11 protein-coding genes are annotated in these 14,689 nt (G+C 72.1%); 5 read left to right on the top strand and 6 right to left on the bottom strand.

The features are described 5' to 3' along the window. The first annotated feature begins 8 nt into the window (after nucleotides 1-8). The 4 genes from ACFV0T_RS05300 to ACFV0T_RS05285 all read left to right on the top strand — a co-directional run bounded on the left by ACFV0T_RS05300 (nucleotide 9) and on the right by ACFV0T_RS05285 (nucleotide 4,685). Nucleotides 9-1,421, top strand: coding sequence for a TQXA domain-containing protein (locus ACFV0T_RS05300; RefSeq protein ID WP_385774651.1), 1,413 nt, complete (start codon nucleotides 9-11; stop codon nucleotides 1,419-1,421). A gap of 487 nt (nucleotides 1,422-1,908) precedes the next feature. Next, nucleotides 1,909-3,573, top strand: coding sequence for an energy-dependent translational throttle protein EttA (gene ettA, locus ACFV0T_RS05295; RefSeq protein WP_385774649.1), 1,665 nt, complete (start codon nucleotides 1,909-1,911; stop codon nucleotides 3,571-3,573). Between the two features lie 6 nt (nucleotides 3,574-3,579). Then, complete coding sequence (locus ACFV0T_RS05290; protein ID WP_385774647.1) at nucleotides 3,580-4,005, top strand: acyl-CoA thioesterase; 426 nt, start codon at nucleotides 3,580-3,582, stop codon at nucleotides 4,003-4,005. Then, nucleotides 4,002-4,685 carry a hypothetical protein gene (locus ACFV0T_RS05285; RefSeq protein ID WP_385774645.1) on the top strand — a complete coding sequence of 228 codons (684 nt, stop codon included), beginning with the start codon at nucleotides 4,002-4,004 and terminating at the stop codon, nucleotides 4,683-4,685. Before ACFV0T_RS05290 ends, ACFV0T_RS05285 begins: the two co-directional genes overlap by 4 nt. A 110-nt stretch (nucleotides 4,686-4,795) precedes the next feature. On the opposite strand, the gene ACFV0T_RS05280 is transcribed toward ACFV0T_RS05285, so the two are convergent. Continuing rightward, nucleotides 4,796-5,209, bottom strand: a complete 414-nt coding sequence (locus ACFV0T_RS05280; protein ID WP_385774643.1) for a globin — start codon at nucleotides 5,207-5,209, stop codon at nucleotides 4,796-4,798. A gap of 122 nt (nucleotides 5,210-5,331) precedes the next feature. Here ACFV0T_RS05280 and ACFV0T_RS05275 point away from each other — a divergent pair, with 122 nt between their 5' ends. Next, a complete protein-coding gene (locus tag ACFV0T_RS05275; RefSeq protein ID WP_385774641.1) occupies nucleotides 5,332-6,315 on the top strand; it encodes a methyltransferase domain-containing protein in 984 nt (327 codons plus the stop codon). A gap of 116 nt (nucleotides 6,316-6,431) precedes the next feature. Here ACFV0T_RS05275 and ACFV0T_RS05270 read toward each other — a convergent pair whose 3' ends face one another. The 5 genes from ACFV0T_RS05270 to ACFV0T_RS05250 all read right to left on the bottom strand — a co-directional run bounded on the left by ACFV0T_RS05270 (nucleotide 6,432) and on the right by ACFV0T_RS05250 (nucleotide 14,633). Beyond that, nucleotides 6,432-7,877, bottom strand: coding sequence for an FHA domain-containing protein (locus tag ACFV0T_RS05270; RefSeq protein ID WP_385774639.1), 1,446 nt, complete (start codon nucleotides 7,875-7,877; stop codon nucleotides 6,432-6,434). A gap of 95 nt (nucleotides 7,878-7,972) precedes the next feature. Next, complete coding sequence (locus tag ACFV0T_RS05265) at nucleotides 7,973-9,319, bottom strand: VWA domain-containing protein (RefSeq protein WP_385774637.1); 1,347 nt, start codon at nucleotides 9,317-9,319, stop codon at nucleotides 7,973-7,975. Nucleotides 9,320-9,429: 110 nt separating this feature from the next. Beyond that, nucleotides 9,430-10,716, bottom strand: coding sequence for a PP2C family serine/threonine-protein phosphatase (locus ACFV0T_RS05260; RefSeq protein WP_385774634.1), 1,287 nt, complete (start codon nucleotides 10,714-10,716; stop codon nucleotides 9,430-9,432). Next, entirely contained in the window at nucleotides 10,717-13,305 is a 2,589-nt protein-coding gene (locus tag ACFV0T_RS05255) for a tetratricopeptide repeat protein (RefSeq protein ID WP_385774632.1), read from the bottom strand. Between the two features lie 2 nt (nucleotides 13,306-13,307). Then, nucleotides 13,308-14,633 (bottom strand): hypothetical protein, encoded by a 1,326-nt coding sequence (locus tag ACFV0T_RS05250; protein ID WP_385774630.1) that lies wholly within the window; start codon nucleotides 14,631-14,633, stop codon nucleotides 13,308-13,310. Between the last annotated feature and the right edge of the window lie 56 nt (nucleotides 14,634-14,689).

Genomic DNA, 14,689 nt, shown 5'->3' with positions numbered 1-14,689 from the left:
GGAATTCTGTGTTTTCTTCGCTCTCCGCGCTGTCCCTGCGTCGCCGGCGAGGGGCGGCCCGCCTCGCCGCCGCGACACTGGTGTCCGGGTTCGTCGCCGCCGGTGCGGTGGCCGTCGCGGGACCGGCCGTCGCCGTGGAGACGTCGCAGAACCAGGGCGGGGCGATCGCCACCATGGGCAGCCTGAAGACGTACGGCGGCGCCGTGATCCACGGCGCCGACGGGGACCAGCAGGTGTCGGCGGGCCTGTTCGAGATGTCCGTGGACGGCGGCGGCACGCTTCAGACGTACTGCGTCGATCTCCACAACCCCACGCAGCGGGACGCCAAGTACCACGAGACGCCGTGGAGCGGCACGTCCCTGGGCGCCAACAAGGGCGCCGGCCGGATCCGCTGGATCCTGGAGAACTCCTACCCGCAGGTCAACGACCTCGCGGCGCTCGCCGACGAGGCCGGTATCGACGGCGGCCTCACCGAGCAGGACGCGGCGGTCGGCACCCAGGTGGCCATCTGGCGCTACTCGGACGACGCCGACGTGGACGCCGTCGACCCGCAGGCCGAGAAGCTCGCCGCCTATCTCCAGGAGGCGGCCCGGACCGTCGCGGAGCCCAAGGCGTCGCTGACCCTCGACCCGCCCGCGGTCTCCGGTCGCCCCGGCGGCCTGCTCGGCCCGGTGACGGTCCACACCGACGCGGACAGCGTGACGGTGACTCCGCCGGCGGACTCGGCGATGAGCGGGGTACGGATCGTCGGCAAGGACGGCAAGGTCGTCACGTCCGCGCGGGAGGGCAGCCAGCTGTTCTTCGACGTGCCCGAGGACGCCACGGACGGGACGGCCGAACTGACCGTGCAGGCTTCGACCACCGTCCCGGTGGGCCGCGCCCTCACCTCCGAGAGCAGGAGCCAGACGCAGATCCTGGCCGGTTCCAGCGAGTCGACGGTCTCGGCGACCGCGAGCGCGGCCTGGGCGACGCGGGGCGCCATACCGGCGCTCTCGGCGGTGAAGAACTGCGCCAGGAGCGGTGTGGACATCACCACGGCCAACGAGGGCGACGAGGACTTCACCTTCGAGCTGATGGGGATCGAGCACAGCATCCCGGCGGGGGCGTCGCAGACGGTCACGATCCCGTTGCAGGAAGACCAGGCCTACGACTTCACGATCACCGGCCCGGCCGGCTTCGAGAAGCGATTCACCGGCGTCCTGGACTGCAAGACCCAGAGCGGCGCCGACGGCCTCACCGCGCAGACCCTCAGCGAGCCGAGCCCCGCCACGGTCGGCGGCAGCGCCACCGGCACGAACCTCGCCGAGACCGGCGGCTCCAGCGCGACCCCGCTGATCGCCGGAGTGGCCATCGGCCTGGTCGTCATCGGCGGCGCGGCCCTGCTCCTCTTGGGCAGAAAGCAGACGCCGACACAGCAGTGAGGCGGACCCCTGCTCCTCCACCCTCACGCGCTCGGCCCGATCCGGGCCCCTCATAGAAGGTGAGGGAACGGCTACGACGACGAGTGACAGGTCGGCGGGGTGTCGGGCCTTGGTTGCCGAACTCTTCATGCGGGTGCCGGGTGTGTGCCGCAGCCGTGCCGCACCGGAGGGTCGACCATGGCCGACGATGGTTCGCCGCAGTCGAGAAGCGCGCCGAGCCGGGGACTCTCCGAACTCGGCGTGATCCGTGTACCTTCGCCACCCCGTACAGCCGCCCTGGCGCTGGGCCGTCCCTGGGCGGTGCGGGGGCGCTCGACAGCGACCGTCGGCGACGACCGTGACAGGTCGGCTACCAGCGCGGTCGGTGAACGGCCAGGTCACGGGCGCCTGGCGGAACGGGTTTCCCCCCAGAGGTGGCAGTCAGGCAAGATGGGGTGTATCTGCCCTCTGCCCACTGCCAGACTTTCAAGCTGCCGGACGGTTTCTCTTGGCTGAGTACATCTACACCATGCGCAAGACGCGCAAGGCACACGGCGACAAGGTGATCCTTGACGACGTCTCGCTGAACTTCCTGCCCGGCGCGAAGATCGGTGTGGTCGGCCCGAACGGCGCCGGTAAGTCGACCGTCCTGAAGATCATGGCGGGCCTCGAGCACCCCTCGAACGGCGACGCGTTCCTCGCGCCCGGCTACAGCGTCGGCATCCTGCTCCAGGAGCCCCCGCTGAACGAGGCGAAGACGGTCCTGGAGAACGTCCAGGAGGGCGTCTCCGAGGTCAAGGGCAAGCTCGACCGGTTCAACGAGATCGCCGAGCAGATGGCGACCGACTACTCGGACGCGCTGCTCGAGGAGATGGGCAAGCTCCAGGAGGACCTGGACCACGCCAACGCCTGGGACCTCGACGCCCAGCTGGAGCAGGCCATGGACGCCCTGGGCTGCCCGCCCGGCGACTGGCCGGTCAACAACCTCTCCGGTGGTGAGAAGCGCCGCGTCGCGCTGTGCAAGCTCCTGCTGGAGCAGCCCGACCTGCTGCTGCTCGACGAGCCCACCAACCACCTCGACGCCGAATCCGTGAACTGGCTGGAGCAGCACCTCGCCAAGTACGCGGGCACCGTCGTGGCCATCACCCACGACCGGTACTTCCTGGACAACGTCGCCGAGTGGATCCTCGAACTCGACCGCGGCCGCGCCTACCCCTACGAGGGCAACTACTCCACGTACCTGGAGACCAAGACGACCCGTCTCAAGGTCGAGGGGCAGAAGGACGCCAAGCGGCAGAAGCGGCTCAAGGAAGAGCTGGAGTGGGTGCGCTCCAACGCCAAGGGGCGCCAGGCCAAGTCCAAGGCCCGGCTCGCCCGGTACGAGGAGATGGCCGCCGAGGCCGACAAGATGCGGAAGCTGGACTTCGAGGAGATCCAGATCCCGCCGGGTCCGCGGCTGGGCAGCGTGGTCGTCGAGGTCAACAACCTCAACAAGGCGTTCGGCGAGAAGGTCCTCATCGAGGACCTGAGCTTCACCCTCCCGCGCAACGGCATCGTCGGCGTCATCGGCCCGAACGGCGCCGGCAAGACCACGCTCTTCAAGATGATCCAGGGCCTCGAGGAGCCGGACTCCGGCTCGATCAAGGTCGGCGAGACCGTCAAGATCTCCTACGTCGACCAGAGCCGCGAGAACATCGACCCCAAGAAGACCCTGTGGGCCGTGGTCTCCGACGAGCTCGACTACATCAACGTGGGCCAGGTGGAAATGCCCTCGCGGGCGTACGTCTCCGCCTTCGGCTTCAAGGGCCCGGACCAGCAGAAGCCCGCCGGCATCCTGTCCGGCGGTGAGCGCAACCGCCTCAACCTCGCGCTCACCCTCAAGCAGGGCGGCAACCTGCTGCTCCTCGACGAACCGACCAACGACCTCGACGTCGAGACGCTCTCCTCGCTGGAGAACGCGCTGCTGGAGTTCCCCGGCTGCGCCGTGGTCGTCTCCCACGACCGGTGGTTCCTCGACCGGGTCGCCACGCACATCCTCGCCTACGAGGGCGAGTCCAAGTGGTTCTGGTTCGAGGGCAACTTCGATTCCTACGAGAAGAACAAGATCGAGCGGCTCGGGCCGGACGCCGCGCGTCCGCACCGTGCCACCTACAAGAAGCTGACCCGGGGCTGATCGACCTTGCGGCACATCTACCGCTGCCCGCTGCGCTGGGCGGACATGGACGCGTACGGCCACGTCAACAACGTGGTCTTCCTCCGCTACCTGGAGGAAGCCCGTATCGACTTCCTCTTCCGTCCGGACAAGGACTTCCAGCAGGGGTCGGTGGTGGCGCGCCACGAGATCGACTACAAGCGGCAGCTCGTCCACCGGCACTCGCCGGTGGAGATCGAGCTGTGGGTCACCCAGATAAGAGCGGCGTCGTTCACGATCACCTACGAGGTCAAGGACCCGGACCAGGTCTACGTCCGGGCCTCGACGGTGATCGTGCCGTTCGACTTCGACAAGCAGCGGCCGCGGCGGATCACGGCGGAGGAGCGGGAGTTCCTGCAGGAGTACATGGACGAGCACGAGAACGCCGATGAGGGGGAGGCCGTCGCCGCATGACGGTGCTCCACCTCGCCGACGAAGGGGAGGCGGCGGACCTCGCGGCCTTCCTCTCCAGGCTGCTCCACTACGACCGTTCGGCCGCGGTGCGTCTCCAGGCGGCCGGCACCGCACTCGCCGTGTTCGGCCGGCCGCCGTCCTTCGAGGTGCTGGTGATCCGCGCGGTGCGGCTGGCCAAGCCGTACGAGAACGGCCTCGACGTCACGCTCGACGTGACCGTGTCCGCCGGTGAACTCCTCGAATCGGTGGACGAGAAGGCGGCCACGGCCGCCGTCCCGGGCGCGGTGACCGGACCGCCGTGGGCGGGAGTGCTGCCGCCGCGCGGCGGATGGCTGGCCGAGACCGGGCTGCCCGCGCCGGACGCCCTGCGCGGGCTGGTGGCCGCCGCCGTCGCCGAGTTCCGTTCCCGTACGGCGGAGCTGCCGGACGATCGGCGTACCCGCGCCGAACTCGACCGCACAGGGCGGGAGATCTGGTCCCGGACGGTGGGGAACACCCGGCTCCCCGTGCGGGTCGTGCACGCGGCGCAGTCGCTGGGCTTCCTGCGGGCCGCGCAGGAGTCCGGCGAGCCGGAGTCCAGGCTGTACTCGTCGGGGGCGTGGCTGCGGCTGCGCACGCCGTACGGGTCGGTCGCCGTGCGGACCGCGGGGCTCGGGGCGCTGGGCGTCAGCGTCCGCTGACCTGCCCGAACGAGAGAACCCTGGCCGTGCTGAGCAGGACCGGGGCTTGAGAGGAATGTGGCCGGATTCCGGCGTCGGACGACCGGAATCCGTGCGTCACACCGTGTGGATCACTCCGCCGTGTTCACCATCGAGGCGGCCGCGTACGTCAGGTAGTTCCACAGCGTCGTCTCGTGTTCCTCGGACAGGCCTAGGTCGTCGACGGCGTCCCGCATGTGCCGCAGCCAGGCGTCGTGCGCGGCCCGGTCGACGGTGAACGGGGCGTGGCGCATCCGCAGGCGAGGGTGGCCGCGGTTGTTGCTGTAGGTCGTGGGACCGCCCCAGTACTGCATCAGGAACAGCCTGAGGCGCTCCTCGGCCGGGCCCAGGTCCTCTTCCGGGTACATGGGCCGCAGGATCGGGTCCTCGGCGACGCCCTCGTAGAAACGGTGGACGAGCCGACGGAAGGTCTCCTCCCCGCCGACCTGCTCGTAGAAGGTCTGCTCCTGAAGCGTGCCGCGCCGAATCTCATTCACGTACCCCATGGTCTCAGACGGGATGACCGAGGACTCAAGGCCTAGGACCTCACGTCACCGCACCCTGGTCAGCCGCTTCGTCCGCCGCGCGCAGGTTCGCCTCACGCCCCGTCCCGCAGGACAGTGGAGCTATGAGCACGCGGGCGCTCGACAAGGAACTGGCCGGCCTCGCCGCCTCGGCGCGGGCCACGATGGTGCGCGGGATCGAGGCGAGCGGGGCCTTCGACGCGGATCCGGCGTGGAAGGAGGCGTTCGAGGCGGTCCCACGGCACCTCTTCGTGCCGTACTACTACGTCGGTGTCCTGGGCGGCCACGAACGCTGCTGGGGCGAGAGCCCCGACCCGGGCGCCCGGGAGCGCTGGCTGCGCGGCGCCTACGCCGACGCCCCGCTCGCCACCCGGATGCGCGACGGCGACCTGGTGTCCTCCAGCAGCCAGCCGTCCCTCATGGCGCTCATGCTGGCCGACCTGCGGGTCACGGACGGCGACCGGGTGCTGGAGATCGGCGCCGGCACCGGATACAACGCGGCGCTGCTGTCGTACCGCCTGGGCGACGACCTGGTCACCACCGTCGACCTGTACCCGGAGATCACCGAGTCGGCCCGCCGGCATCTGGCGGACGCCGGGTACCACCCCGCCGTCGTCACCGGTGACGGCGCTCGCGGAGTCCCCGAGCGCGCCCCGTTCGACCGGATCATCGCCACCTGCACGCTGGCCTCGGTCCCGCGCGCCTGGGTCGCCCAGTGCCGGCCGGGCGCCCGGATCCTGGCGCCGCTGGCCACCGGCCTCATCGCGCTGACGGTACGCGACACCGGGTACGCCGAGGGCCGCTTCCTGCACACGCCCGCCTACTTCGTGCCGCTGCGCGGCGAGGGCCGTCCGGAGCCGGAGCAGCCGCCGCTCGGCGGGGTGCCGCACCGGGCCCGGGACCACGAACTGTTCCGGTTCCTGCTCACCCTGAGCCGCGGCAGCCTCGAACCGCAGGAGGCCTACACGCTGTGGGAGCGCGAGGACGCACCGCAGCGCGAGCGGTACGGCGTCACGGTCGGCCAGGAGCGCGAGTGGGCGTGGCTGGACGATCCGGAGGGGCCGTACGTGTGGCCCCTCCCCGGCTGACGGTTTCCCGCCGGACGGCTACCCGAGGGACGGCTCCCCGTCTGTCGGCCATCCGTCCGACGGCCCCCGGTGGGCCGACCGTCCCCGGTGGGCCCACCGTCCCCGCTCCGGTCCGACTAGCCGCGCCGGATGGTGATCGTCGTCCAGGCGCCCACGTGCACCTGGTCGCCGTCCTGGAGCGGCACCGGCACGAAGGGCTGGATGGGCTCCTCGGAGCCGTTGACCGTCGTGCCGTTCGTCGAGTTCTGGTCGACGACCGCCCAGGTGCCGTCGGGCTGCTGCACCAGTACGGCGTGCTGGTGCGAGACGCCCGGGTCCTCCGGCGGCACCGACAGGTCGACGTCGGGGGTCTCGCCGGTGGAGTGGCGTCGGCGGCCGATGGTGAGCTGGTTGCCGGTGAGCGCGCGCTGCTGCTCGGGCGAGTACGCGGGCAGGTTCAGGCCCGCGGCCTCGGGGCCGGAGCGCTGCATCATCGCCATGAAGTACGCGCGGTCCGGGCCGATGGTCGCCGTCCACGTCGTCGGCTGCTGCTGGTAGGCGGGGCCGGGCGGCGGGGCCTGGGTCGCACCGGGCTGCGGGTAGCCGTACCCACCGCCGGGCGCACCGGGACCGCCGGGGCCGCCGCCAGGACCGGGGCCCGACGGCGGGGAGATCACCCAGTCGTCGTCACCGCCGCCGAAGGACTGACCGCCCTGCTGAGGGCCGCCCTGCTGAGGACCGCCCTGCTGCCGGCGGCCCGTCTCCTGCGGGAACATCGGCGGGGCCTGCGGGCCGGACTGCTGGAACGCCTGCGGAGCCCCGCTGGTCGCACCAGGACCGGCCCCGGGACCCCCGGGACCGGAACCAGGACCCCCGGGACCGTAGCCCCCGGGACCGGGACCGTTGGGCGGCGTGGGGCCGGGCGGTGGCGGCACCGGCCGCGAAGGGTCCGTACCGAACACGGACGGGCCGGAGGGACCGGGCCGGCCGGAAGGACCGGGGAAGCCCGACGCGCCCTGCGAGCCGGGCTGTCCGGGCTGTCCCGGCGTCCCGGGACGGCGCGAGGGGTCCGCGCCGAACGGCGCAGCCGACGGGTCGCCGCCGAAGGGCGGGATCGGCTCGGCCGGCCGGTTCACCTGCGAGGGCCGGGAGCTCTGGTAGTCGAACGAGTCACCGCCGCCGAAGGACGGTCCGGGAGCGCCGGGACCACCCGGTCCGCCGGGGGCCCCGGGCGGCTGCTGGAAACGCACGGCGGGGCCGGGCGCCGGCGGACGCGGGGCGGCCGGGGTGTACGAGGTCGCGGTGTTGGTGAGGAAGTTCCACCGGCACTCCTCGCAGAACGGCGCACCGCCCTCTCGGGGCGTACGGCACTGCGGGCAGAGCTCGGGCTCGTGGTTCGGTACGGCGGACAGATGCCGGCCGCCGGGACCCTGCTGGCCGCCGGAACCGGGCGGCGGGGGCGGGAAGCCGTAGCCGCCGCCGGGCGGCGGCGGTGGCGGAGGCACGGCACCGGCCATGCGGTGACCGCAGACCTCGCACCAGTCGTCGGAACCCGACTGATGTCCGTTCGGGCAGGTCGGCATGTCGGCGCTTCCCCCTCTCCTGTTCCGGCCGCTCTGACCGGATTTACTCCAACCCCAGAAGGGGTCGGGCTCGCTGCTTCCAGTGTCCTGCTAGGTCACTTCTTTACACGAACAGTCTTTGTGGACCGTGTTTCGAGAGTCATCTCGTCGGCCTCAGCGACTTTTGCCTTCAATCGCACAGTACCTGTCGTCGCGTCGACCACGTCCACCACCTTCGCAAGCAGTTTCGCAGTATCCGCGTTCCCGGAGGCACTCGCGAGCTGAACGGCCCGGCCCAGTTTGGCCGTTGCTCCATCGAAATCGCCCGCTTTGCGAAGGTCCAGGCCCTGTTGGATGGCCTGGGCCAGTTCCGCCTGGCCCGTGTAGTGCGCGACCTGCGGGTTGATCGACGTCGAGGCCGTCATGTCGTCGGTCCACACGGCTCGTACGAGCCCCTGCGCGCCCAGGTTCTGGACGCTGCCGTCGGGTTGCGGGACGACCAGGGAGACGCGGGCGGCCAGCATCTCCTGGCCGATGTTCGCGGCCGGGACCTCGACGCAGACGTGGTAGTCGCGGGACTCGTCGCCCCAGGATCCGGTGGGGTAGTCCCCGGCCCGCGGCCCGGCCTCGGACCTGCGGTCGGTCAACTCCGCGACGGTGGGCGCGACCTGCTTGACGTACTTGATGGAGGTGCCGACCGGGGTCCACAGGCGCAGCGCGACGTCGGCGACCTCCTTGCCCATGGCCGTCTCCATCATCCGCGTGAAGTCGGAGGCGAGCCCGGCCGGATCGGCGACGATGTCGGCCGTGCCGAGCAGGGCGGAGGCGATGCCTGTGACTTCTTTCACTTCCCAGTCGGTGCCGACACCGCGGGCGTCACAGGTGAAGCGCCCGGCGCAGTGGTCCAGGGACGCCTTGAGGTCCTGCGCCGACTCGTGTTCGTTGCGGCCGTCGGTGAGCAGGATGCCGTGGCGTATCGCGACGTCGGCCGAGGACAGCAGGCGCTCGGCGAGCCGCAGCCAGGTGCCGATCGCCGTACCGCCGCCGGCGCTCAGCTTGCGCAGTGCCTGTTTGGCCTGGTCGCGGGTGGTGGCGTCGGCCACCGCGAGGCGGCCGCCGCCCGGATAGACCTCCTTGGCCACATGTGTGCCGCCGATCACCGCGAAGTGCACGCCGTCGCGCAGGGTGTCGATCGCCGCGGCCGTGGCGTCACGGGCGTTGCGCATCTTCGTCGGCGGGTAGTCCATCGAGCCCGAACAGTCGACCATGATCGCCACGCCCGCGGACGGGCCCTGCCCCGGCGCGTACAGGTGCGGCGCCGCGACCGCGGTCCCGACCGTTCCGCCGCCCGTGGCGGTCACCGTGACGATCGCGTTGACCTCGCGGCCGCCCTCCGGAAGGTACTCGTTCTGGTAGACGTCCACCGAGAACTGCGGCACGTTCGACTTAGAGAAATTGGCCATACCTGCTCAAATCCCCCTTGGAACCCCCACGGTTGTGGGGCGATGGCTCGGTACGGACCGGTCCCCTCCGGTCCGTCGATGCTTGTGTGCGTTCTGCCCCGTTCGCGGCCTCAGGCCGATCCTGCCCCGGGCGGTGGCGCGGGGAACGGCAGTACGGCCACTGTTACGTTGTCGTGGCCCCCGCCGTCCAGGGCGTGGCCGACCAGGACCCGGGCGCTGTGCAGCGGGCGTACGGCGGCGTCGAGCGGGACCACCTCGGCCATCTCCTCGGCCGCCTCCGCGTAGTTCCACAGGCCGTCCGTGCACACCACCACCACGCCCGGCCGGTCGGGCTTGAAGGACGCGGTGTGCGGCTCCAGTTCGTAGGCGTCCGCGCCGAGCCAGCCGGTGATGGCGTGGGCGCGTTCGTCGGCGTAGGCCTCCGCCTCGTTCATCAGGCCCGCGGCGACCATCTGCGCGGCCCACGAGTCGTCCTCGGTGAGCCGTGCCGGGGGTGTACTGCGGTCGGCCGGCACCCAGTAGACGCGGCTGTCGCCGACCCAGCCGACGATCAGCAGACCCGTGGTGACCACGGCGCCGACCAGGGTGCAGGCGGGCGCGTTCTGGTGCGGGGCGTGTTCGCGGGCGGTCTCCGGTTCCCGGGCCAGCGCGTTGACCGCGTGCGAGGCGGCGACGATCGCGTCGTGCATCGCCTGCTGCGGGTGCGTGCCGTGCGGCAGGGCGGTCAGCAGGGACTCGCTCGCCGCGCGGGAGGCGGCGAGCGAGGCGTCGTCCGGGCGGGTCGCCGAGGAGACGCCGTCGCAGACGATCGCGACCAGCGCGGGGGTCCCGTCGGGCAGCGCGCTCTCGCGGACGGCGAACGCGTCCTCGTTGCGGTGATGGCGCAGACCGCGGTCGCTGACGGCCGCGATCGGGCCCGACTCCTGCTCCATGTGATCGCGTTCACGCGGCTGGGCGTGCCCGCAGACCTCGCAGTAGCCGTCGTCGTCGACCCGGCCGGCCCGGCAGGCGACGCACACCCTGGCCTCCTCGGCCGCCGCCGCGAGCTCGGCGGCCACCCGGGGGTCGGGCGCCTGGAGGGCGTACTCGTCGGGCTCGGGCGGCCGGTCGAACCGTACGCCGGTGGCGGGCGAGACCGGGGAGCCGGACTGCGTTGGGACCGCGGCCACCGCTGCGGCGGGCGCCGCGGCCACCGGGGTGCCGGGCTTCGTGGCCGGCTGGTTCGCCGGCTGCGAAGCCGCGCCGTTCATCGTGAGCGTCGGGTGGTCGTCCGGCTGCGGCGGTACGGCGGACAGGTCGTATCCGCACGCGCCGCAGAACCGGTCGCCGGACTCGAGCGGCTCCGCGCAGCTCGGACACCGCGACAAGGCGGCCTGCTGGGGCATCTGCGACATCAACTACACCCACGTCCGGGGGCGGTAACGATTGGCACGTTCCACCAGGTCGATCCTTTCATCGCCGCCGGTCGCCAGCCGGGCCAGCGTGCGGTACGAGCGCTCCAGGCCGAACCTGAGGCCACGTTCGTCCAGGCCACTGCCGAGCAGCGCCCGTTCCCCGGCGGCGGTCGGGGCGGAAGTCCGGCCCCCGGAGAGTATCCAGTCCAGGGCGCAGCCGAGCACCTCCGTGGACAACTGCTCCCGCCGCGTCGGATCCAGACCATACGCGTCCAGCGCCTCGATCTGCGCGGCGGCGGCGGTCAGATCCTCCAGGAACGGGGCGTCCGAGGCCGTCGCCGTCCGCTGCCGCAGCCGTGCGCGCACCGCCGCCACCCGGGCGGCCGTGTAGTGGATGGACGACTCCGGCACCGACTCCAGCGTCCGTACGGCGCCCCTCCGGTCCCCGGCCGCGAGCTGGACGCGGGCCAGGCCGAACGCGGCGCTCACATAGCTGGGGTCGGTCGACCACACCAGCCGGTAGTACTCGGCCGCGTTGTCCAGCTGTCCCAGCACCTCCGCGCACAGGCCGAGGGCCAGCTTGGGCGCGGGTTCCCCGGGGAAGGCGTCGTAGATCGCGTCGAAGGCGAGCGCGGCGCCCTCGTGGTCGCCGGTCACCAGCGCGGCCGCGCCCCGGTACCAGACCACACGCCAGTCGTCCTGGCGCTCCTTCTCCAGCGCGCCCAGGGCGTTCAGCGCCGTCGCCGCGTCGCCGTTCTCCAGCCAGGCCCGGATCATCCGCAGCCGCGTCTCGACGGACGGGGCGGGCGCGGCCGACAGGGCGCTGATCAGCTCGGCGGGCGCGGAGGTCATCAGGCCGGCCAGGAAGCCGGCGTTGGGGTCGGAGGGGTCGACGTGGGGGACGGGCAGGGCGAGCGCCGCGGCGGGCGCGGCGACCGGCTTGACGAGACCGGGCGGGGGAGCGGACGCCGGACCGGGCACGAGGTCGGTACCGGAACCGGGCGACAGCGCCGCTCCCGCGCCGGCCGGCAGCGCCGCTCCCGCGCCGGGCGAGGAGGCGGCGGGTGCGGGGGACCGCCGTACCGGGGCCGTCCTGGCTCCCAGCCGGGACACGTCCCCGTTCATCCGTGGGAACAACTCCGCGTCGGTCACCTTCAGTTCGGGCCCGAACAGGGTCGACAGGGCAGGTCGGGCCTGTCCCGTCTGGAGGGATACGACCTCCCGCAGGACGCCCGTCAGCTGCTCCGCCATCTCCTGCGCGGAGGCGAACCGGCGCGCCGGGTCGGGGTCGGTCGCGCGCACCAGCAGCCGGTAGAAGGACTCGTACTGGCGGAAGACCTCGATGTTGTCGGGGTCGGGCAGGGAGTCCACGAAGACGCTCGTGTAGCCCTGGAAGTCGAAGGTGAGGACGGCGAGCGTACGGCCCACGGTGTACAGGTCGCTGGCCACCGACGGGCCCACGTCGGCCACCTCGGGCGCCTGGTAGCCCACCGTGCCGTAGATGGCCGACTCCTCGTCGTCCAGTCTGCGCACCGCGCCCATGTCGATCAGCTTGAGCTGGTCCTCGGTCTGGATCGCGTTGTCGACCTTGAAGTCGCAGTACAGCAGGTTACGGCTGTGCAGATGCCCGAGGGCCTCCAGCGCCTCGATGCCGTACGCGCACGCCTGCTCCACCGGCAGCGGGTCGCGCTTGCCCCCGGCCGTGCGGCGGTCGTTGGCGATCTCCTTCAGCGACTTGCCGCCGACGTACTCCATGACGATGTACCCGTCCAGCGAACCCGTCCGCTGGTCGAGGTGCTCCACGAAGTTGTAGATCCGCACGATGTTGGAGTGCTCGATCTCGGCGAGGAAGCGGCGCTCGGCGACCGCGGCGGCCAACGCGTCCTCGTCACCGGTGTCCAGCAGGCCCTTCAGCACCACCCACCGGTCCGACACCGCGCGGTCCACTGCCAGGTAGACCCAGCCCAGCCCGCCGTGCGCGAGACAGCCCATGACCTCGTACTGGCCGTGCACGATGTCACCGGTCTGCAGCTTCGGCACGAACGAGTACGGGTGGCCGCACTTCGTGCAGAAGCCCTCCGTGCGCCCCACCCGCTCACCGCGCGAGCGGCCCACCGGCGCACCGCAGTCGGAGCGCGAGCAGAACCGCTTGCGCTCGGGCACCTCCGGGTTCTCCAGGACCATCGCGTGCGGGTCGGGCCGCGGCACCTGCGGGACCGTGACCAGCCCGGCGCCGAGCCGGCTGCGGGTGGAGCCGCCCGTGCTGGAACCGGAGCTGCGCACCGACACCGAGCGGCCGGTGGAGCGGCCCGACACCGAGCGCGAGAGCCGTCCGGACACCGAACGGCGCGACTTCGACGACTGCGACGACGTGCGCGCACTGCGGCCGCTGCGCGCGCTGGCGCGTGAACTGCCGCTGCCCGCCGAGCCCTTGCCGCTGCCGCTGACCCCGCTGGGCAGGGAGCCGACCAGGCCTCCCGCCGAGACGACCGGCGCGAGACCGCAGGTGTCGCAGTAGATCTCGCCCCCGCCCACGTCCTCGTACGACCCCTCGCAGCCCGGCCGCTGACATGCCTGACCCGCCTGACTCATGGCTACTGCTCCCCCCTACGGTCCTGAGGTCCGCCCTGCTCCGGCACGCGGGGCGTGCTGAGCAGGTCGACGGCCGCGTGCTGGTAGCGCAGCACGGCCTGTTCGGCGACGCGCAGATCGCAGGGCGCGCTCCACAGCATGCGGCGGGCCGCGTCGTACCGCTCGATCAGGAACGGGTCCTCCGCCAGGCCGTGCCGGGCGACCTTCGCCTTGTACGCGTCGAGGCGGCCGCGCAGCTCCGCGCGGACCGCCAGGGGCGCGGTGACCGCGGTCAGCGACTCGCGGGCGCGCAGGAGTTCGTCCTCCGCCTTCTGCTCCAGGGACTCCAGGAGCGGCGACAGACGGTGCCACTGGGCGTGCCTGCGGTACTCGGCGGCCGTCGCCAGCTGTTCCTGGAGCACGGTCGGCGGTCCGCTGACCACCGGCACCTCCGTGGCGGCGATCTTCGCGAGGACCTCGCCGCGCGCGGTGCGCGCCTCGGCGAGCGTGCGGTCCGCGCGGGAGAGCACGTCACGCAGCCGCACCAGCCGCTGTTCGGCGTCCTGGCGCACGGTCAGCACGGCGTCGATCTCCCGGCGCACGTCCTCCAGCGCCCGTGCCTCCCGGTCGTACACCGTCGTGTCGGGCCGGCCGCCGCCCGGCGCCGAACTGCCCTGCGCAGGCACCCAGAAGGCGAGCGGGTCGGACACCACCCTTTCGCGCAGCGCCGTCAGGACGCGCGTGATGCGCTCCAGGTCGTCGCCCGCCGGGTGCTCGCCGGGGCGCACGCCCACGGAGTGCGCGAGCCGACGGGTGCGCTGGAGCTCCGCGGCCAGTAAATCTATCCGGGCGGGCAGCGCCGACCAGACCGCGTCGGAGGTGACGACCATGTCCAGCGAGGACGCGTACAACTGGTTCATCCGCTCCACCAGCGTGACGAGCGAGAAGCTCTGGCTGAGCCGGCCCGAGCCGGACAGCGTCGGCGCGTTGGCCGTGGCCGTCGCGCTGCCGGCGACCGTGACGGACTCGCCGCGCAGCAGCTCGGTCAGCTCCACCAGGTCCTCGCGGCTGGACCAGCGGCGGCGGGCGCGGATGTCACGCGCCGAGCGCAGCGCGTCCGTGTAGGCGTCGAAGTACGCCCACAGCAGGGTGATCGACGCCTCCGCGGACGCCCAGCGCTCCCGGGTGGTGCCCGTGAGCGTGGCGCCTTCGAGGAGTCTGCGGCCCGCGTGGTCCTGGAGGGCGAGGAGGGAGGTCTCGATCGCCTCGTGCTCCGCGTCGAGCCGCGCCAGCGCACGGTCCACCTCGTCCCGGTCCATCACCGGCCCGGCGGGGTCCGTGACGCCCATCGATCACCTCTCGCTGCTGAATCGGGTTTCGGGGTCGTTCTGTTCGTGATCCTTCT

It is taken from the genome of Streptomyces sp. NPDC059582 (genome assembly GCF_042735715.1).
Taxonomy (GTDB): domain Bacteria; phylum Actinomycetota; class Actinomycetes; order Streptomycetales; family Streptomycetaceae; genus Streptomyces.
Note: the sequence above shows the minus strand (reverse complement) of the source record. Positions and strands in the feature narration are given on the sequence as shown.

Coding starts and splice junctions, on each gene's coding strand:
- ACFV0T_RS05250 (WP_385774630.1), bottom strand. CDS start 14,633: ATGGGCGTCACGGACCCCGCCGGGCCGGTGATGGACCGGGACGAGGTG.
- ACFV0T_RS05285 (WP_385774645.1), top strand. CDS start 4,002: ATGACGGTGCTCCACCTCGCCGACGAAGGGGAGGCGGCGGACCTCGCG.
- ACFV0T_RS05270 (WP_385774639.1), bottom strand. CDS start 7,877: ATGCCGACCTGCCCGAACGGACATCAGTCGGGTTCCGACGACTGGTGC.
- ACFV0T_RS05265 (WP_385774637.1), bottom strand. CDS start 9,319: ATGGCCAATTTCTCTAAGTCGAACGTGCCGCAGTTCTCGGTGGACGTC.
- ACFV0T_RS05275 (WP_385774641.1), top strand. CDS start 5,332: ATGAGCACGCGGGCGCTCGACAAGGAACTGGCCGGCCTCGCCGCCTCG.
- ACFV0T_RS05280 (WP_385774643.1), bottom strand. CDS start 5,209: ATGGGGTACGTGAATGAGATTCGGCGCGGCACGCTTCAGGAGCAGACC.
- ACFV0T_RS05255 (WP_385774632.1), bottom strand. CDS start 13,305: ATGAGTCAGGCGGGTCAGGCATGTCAGCGGCCGGGCTGCGAGGGGTCG.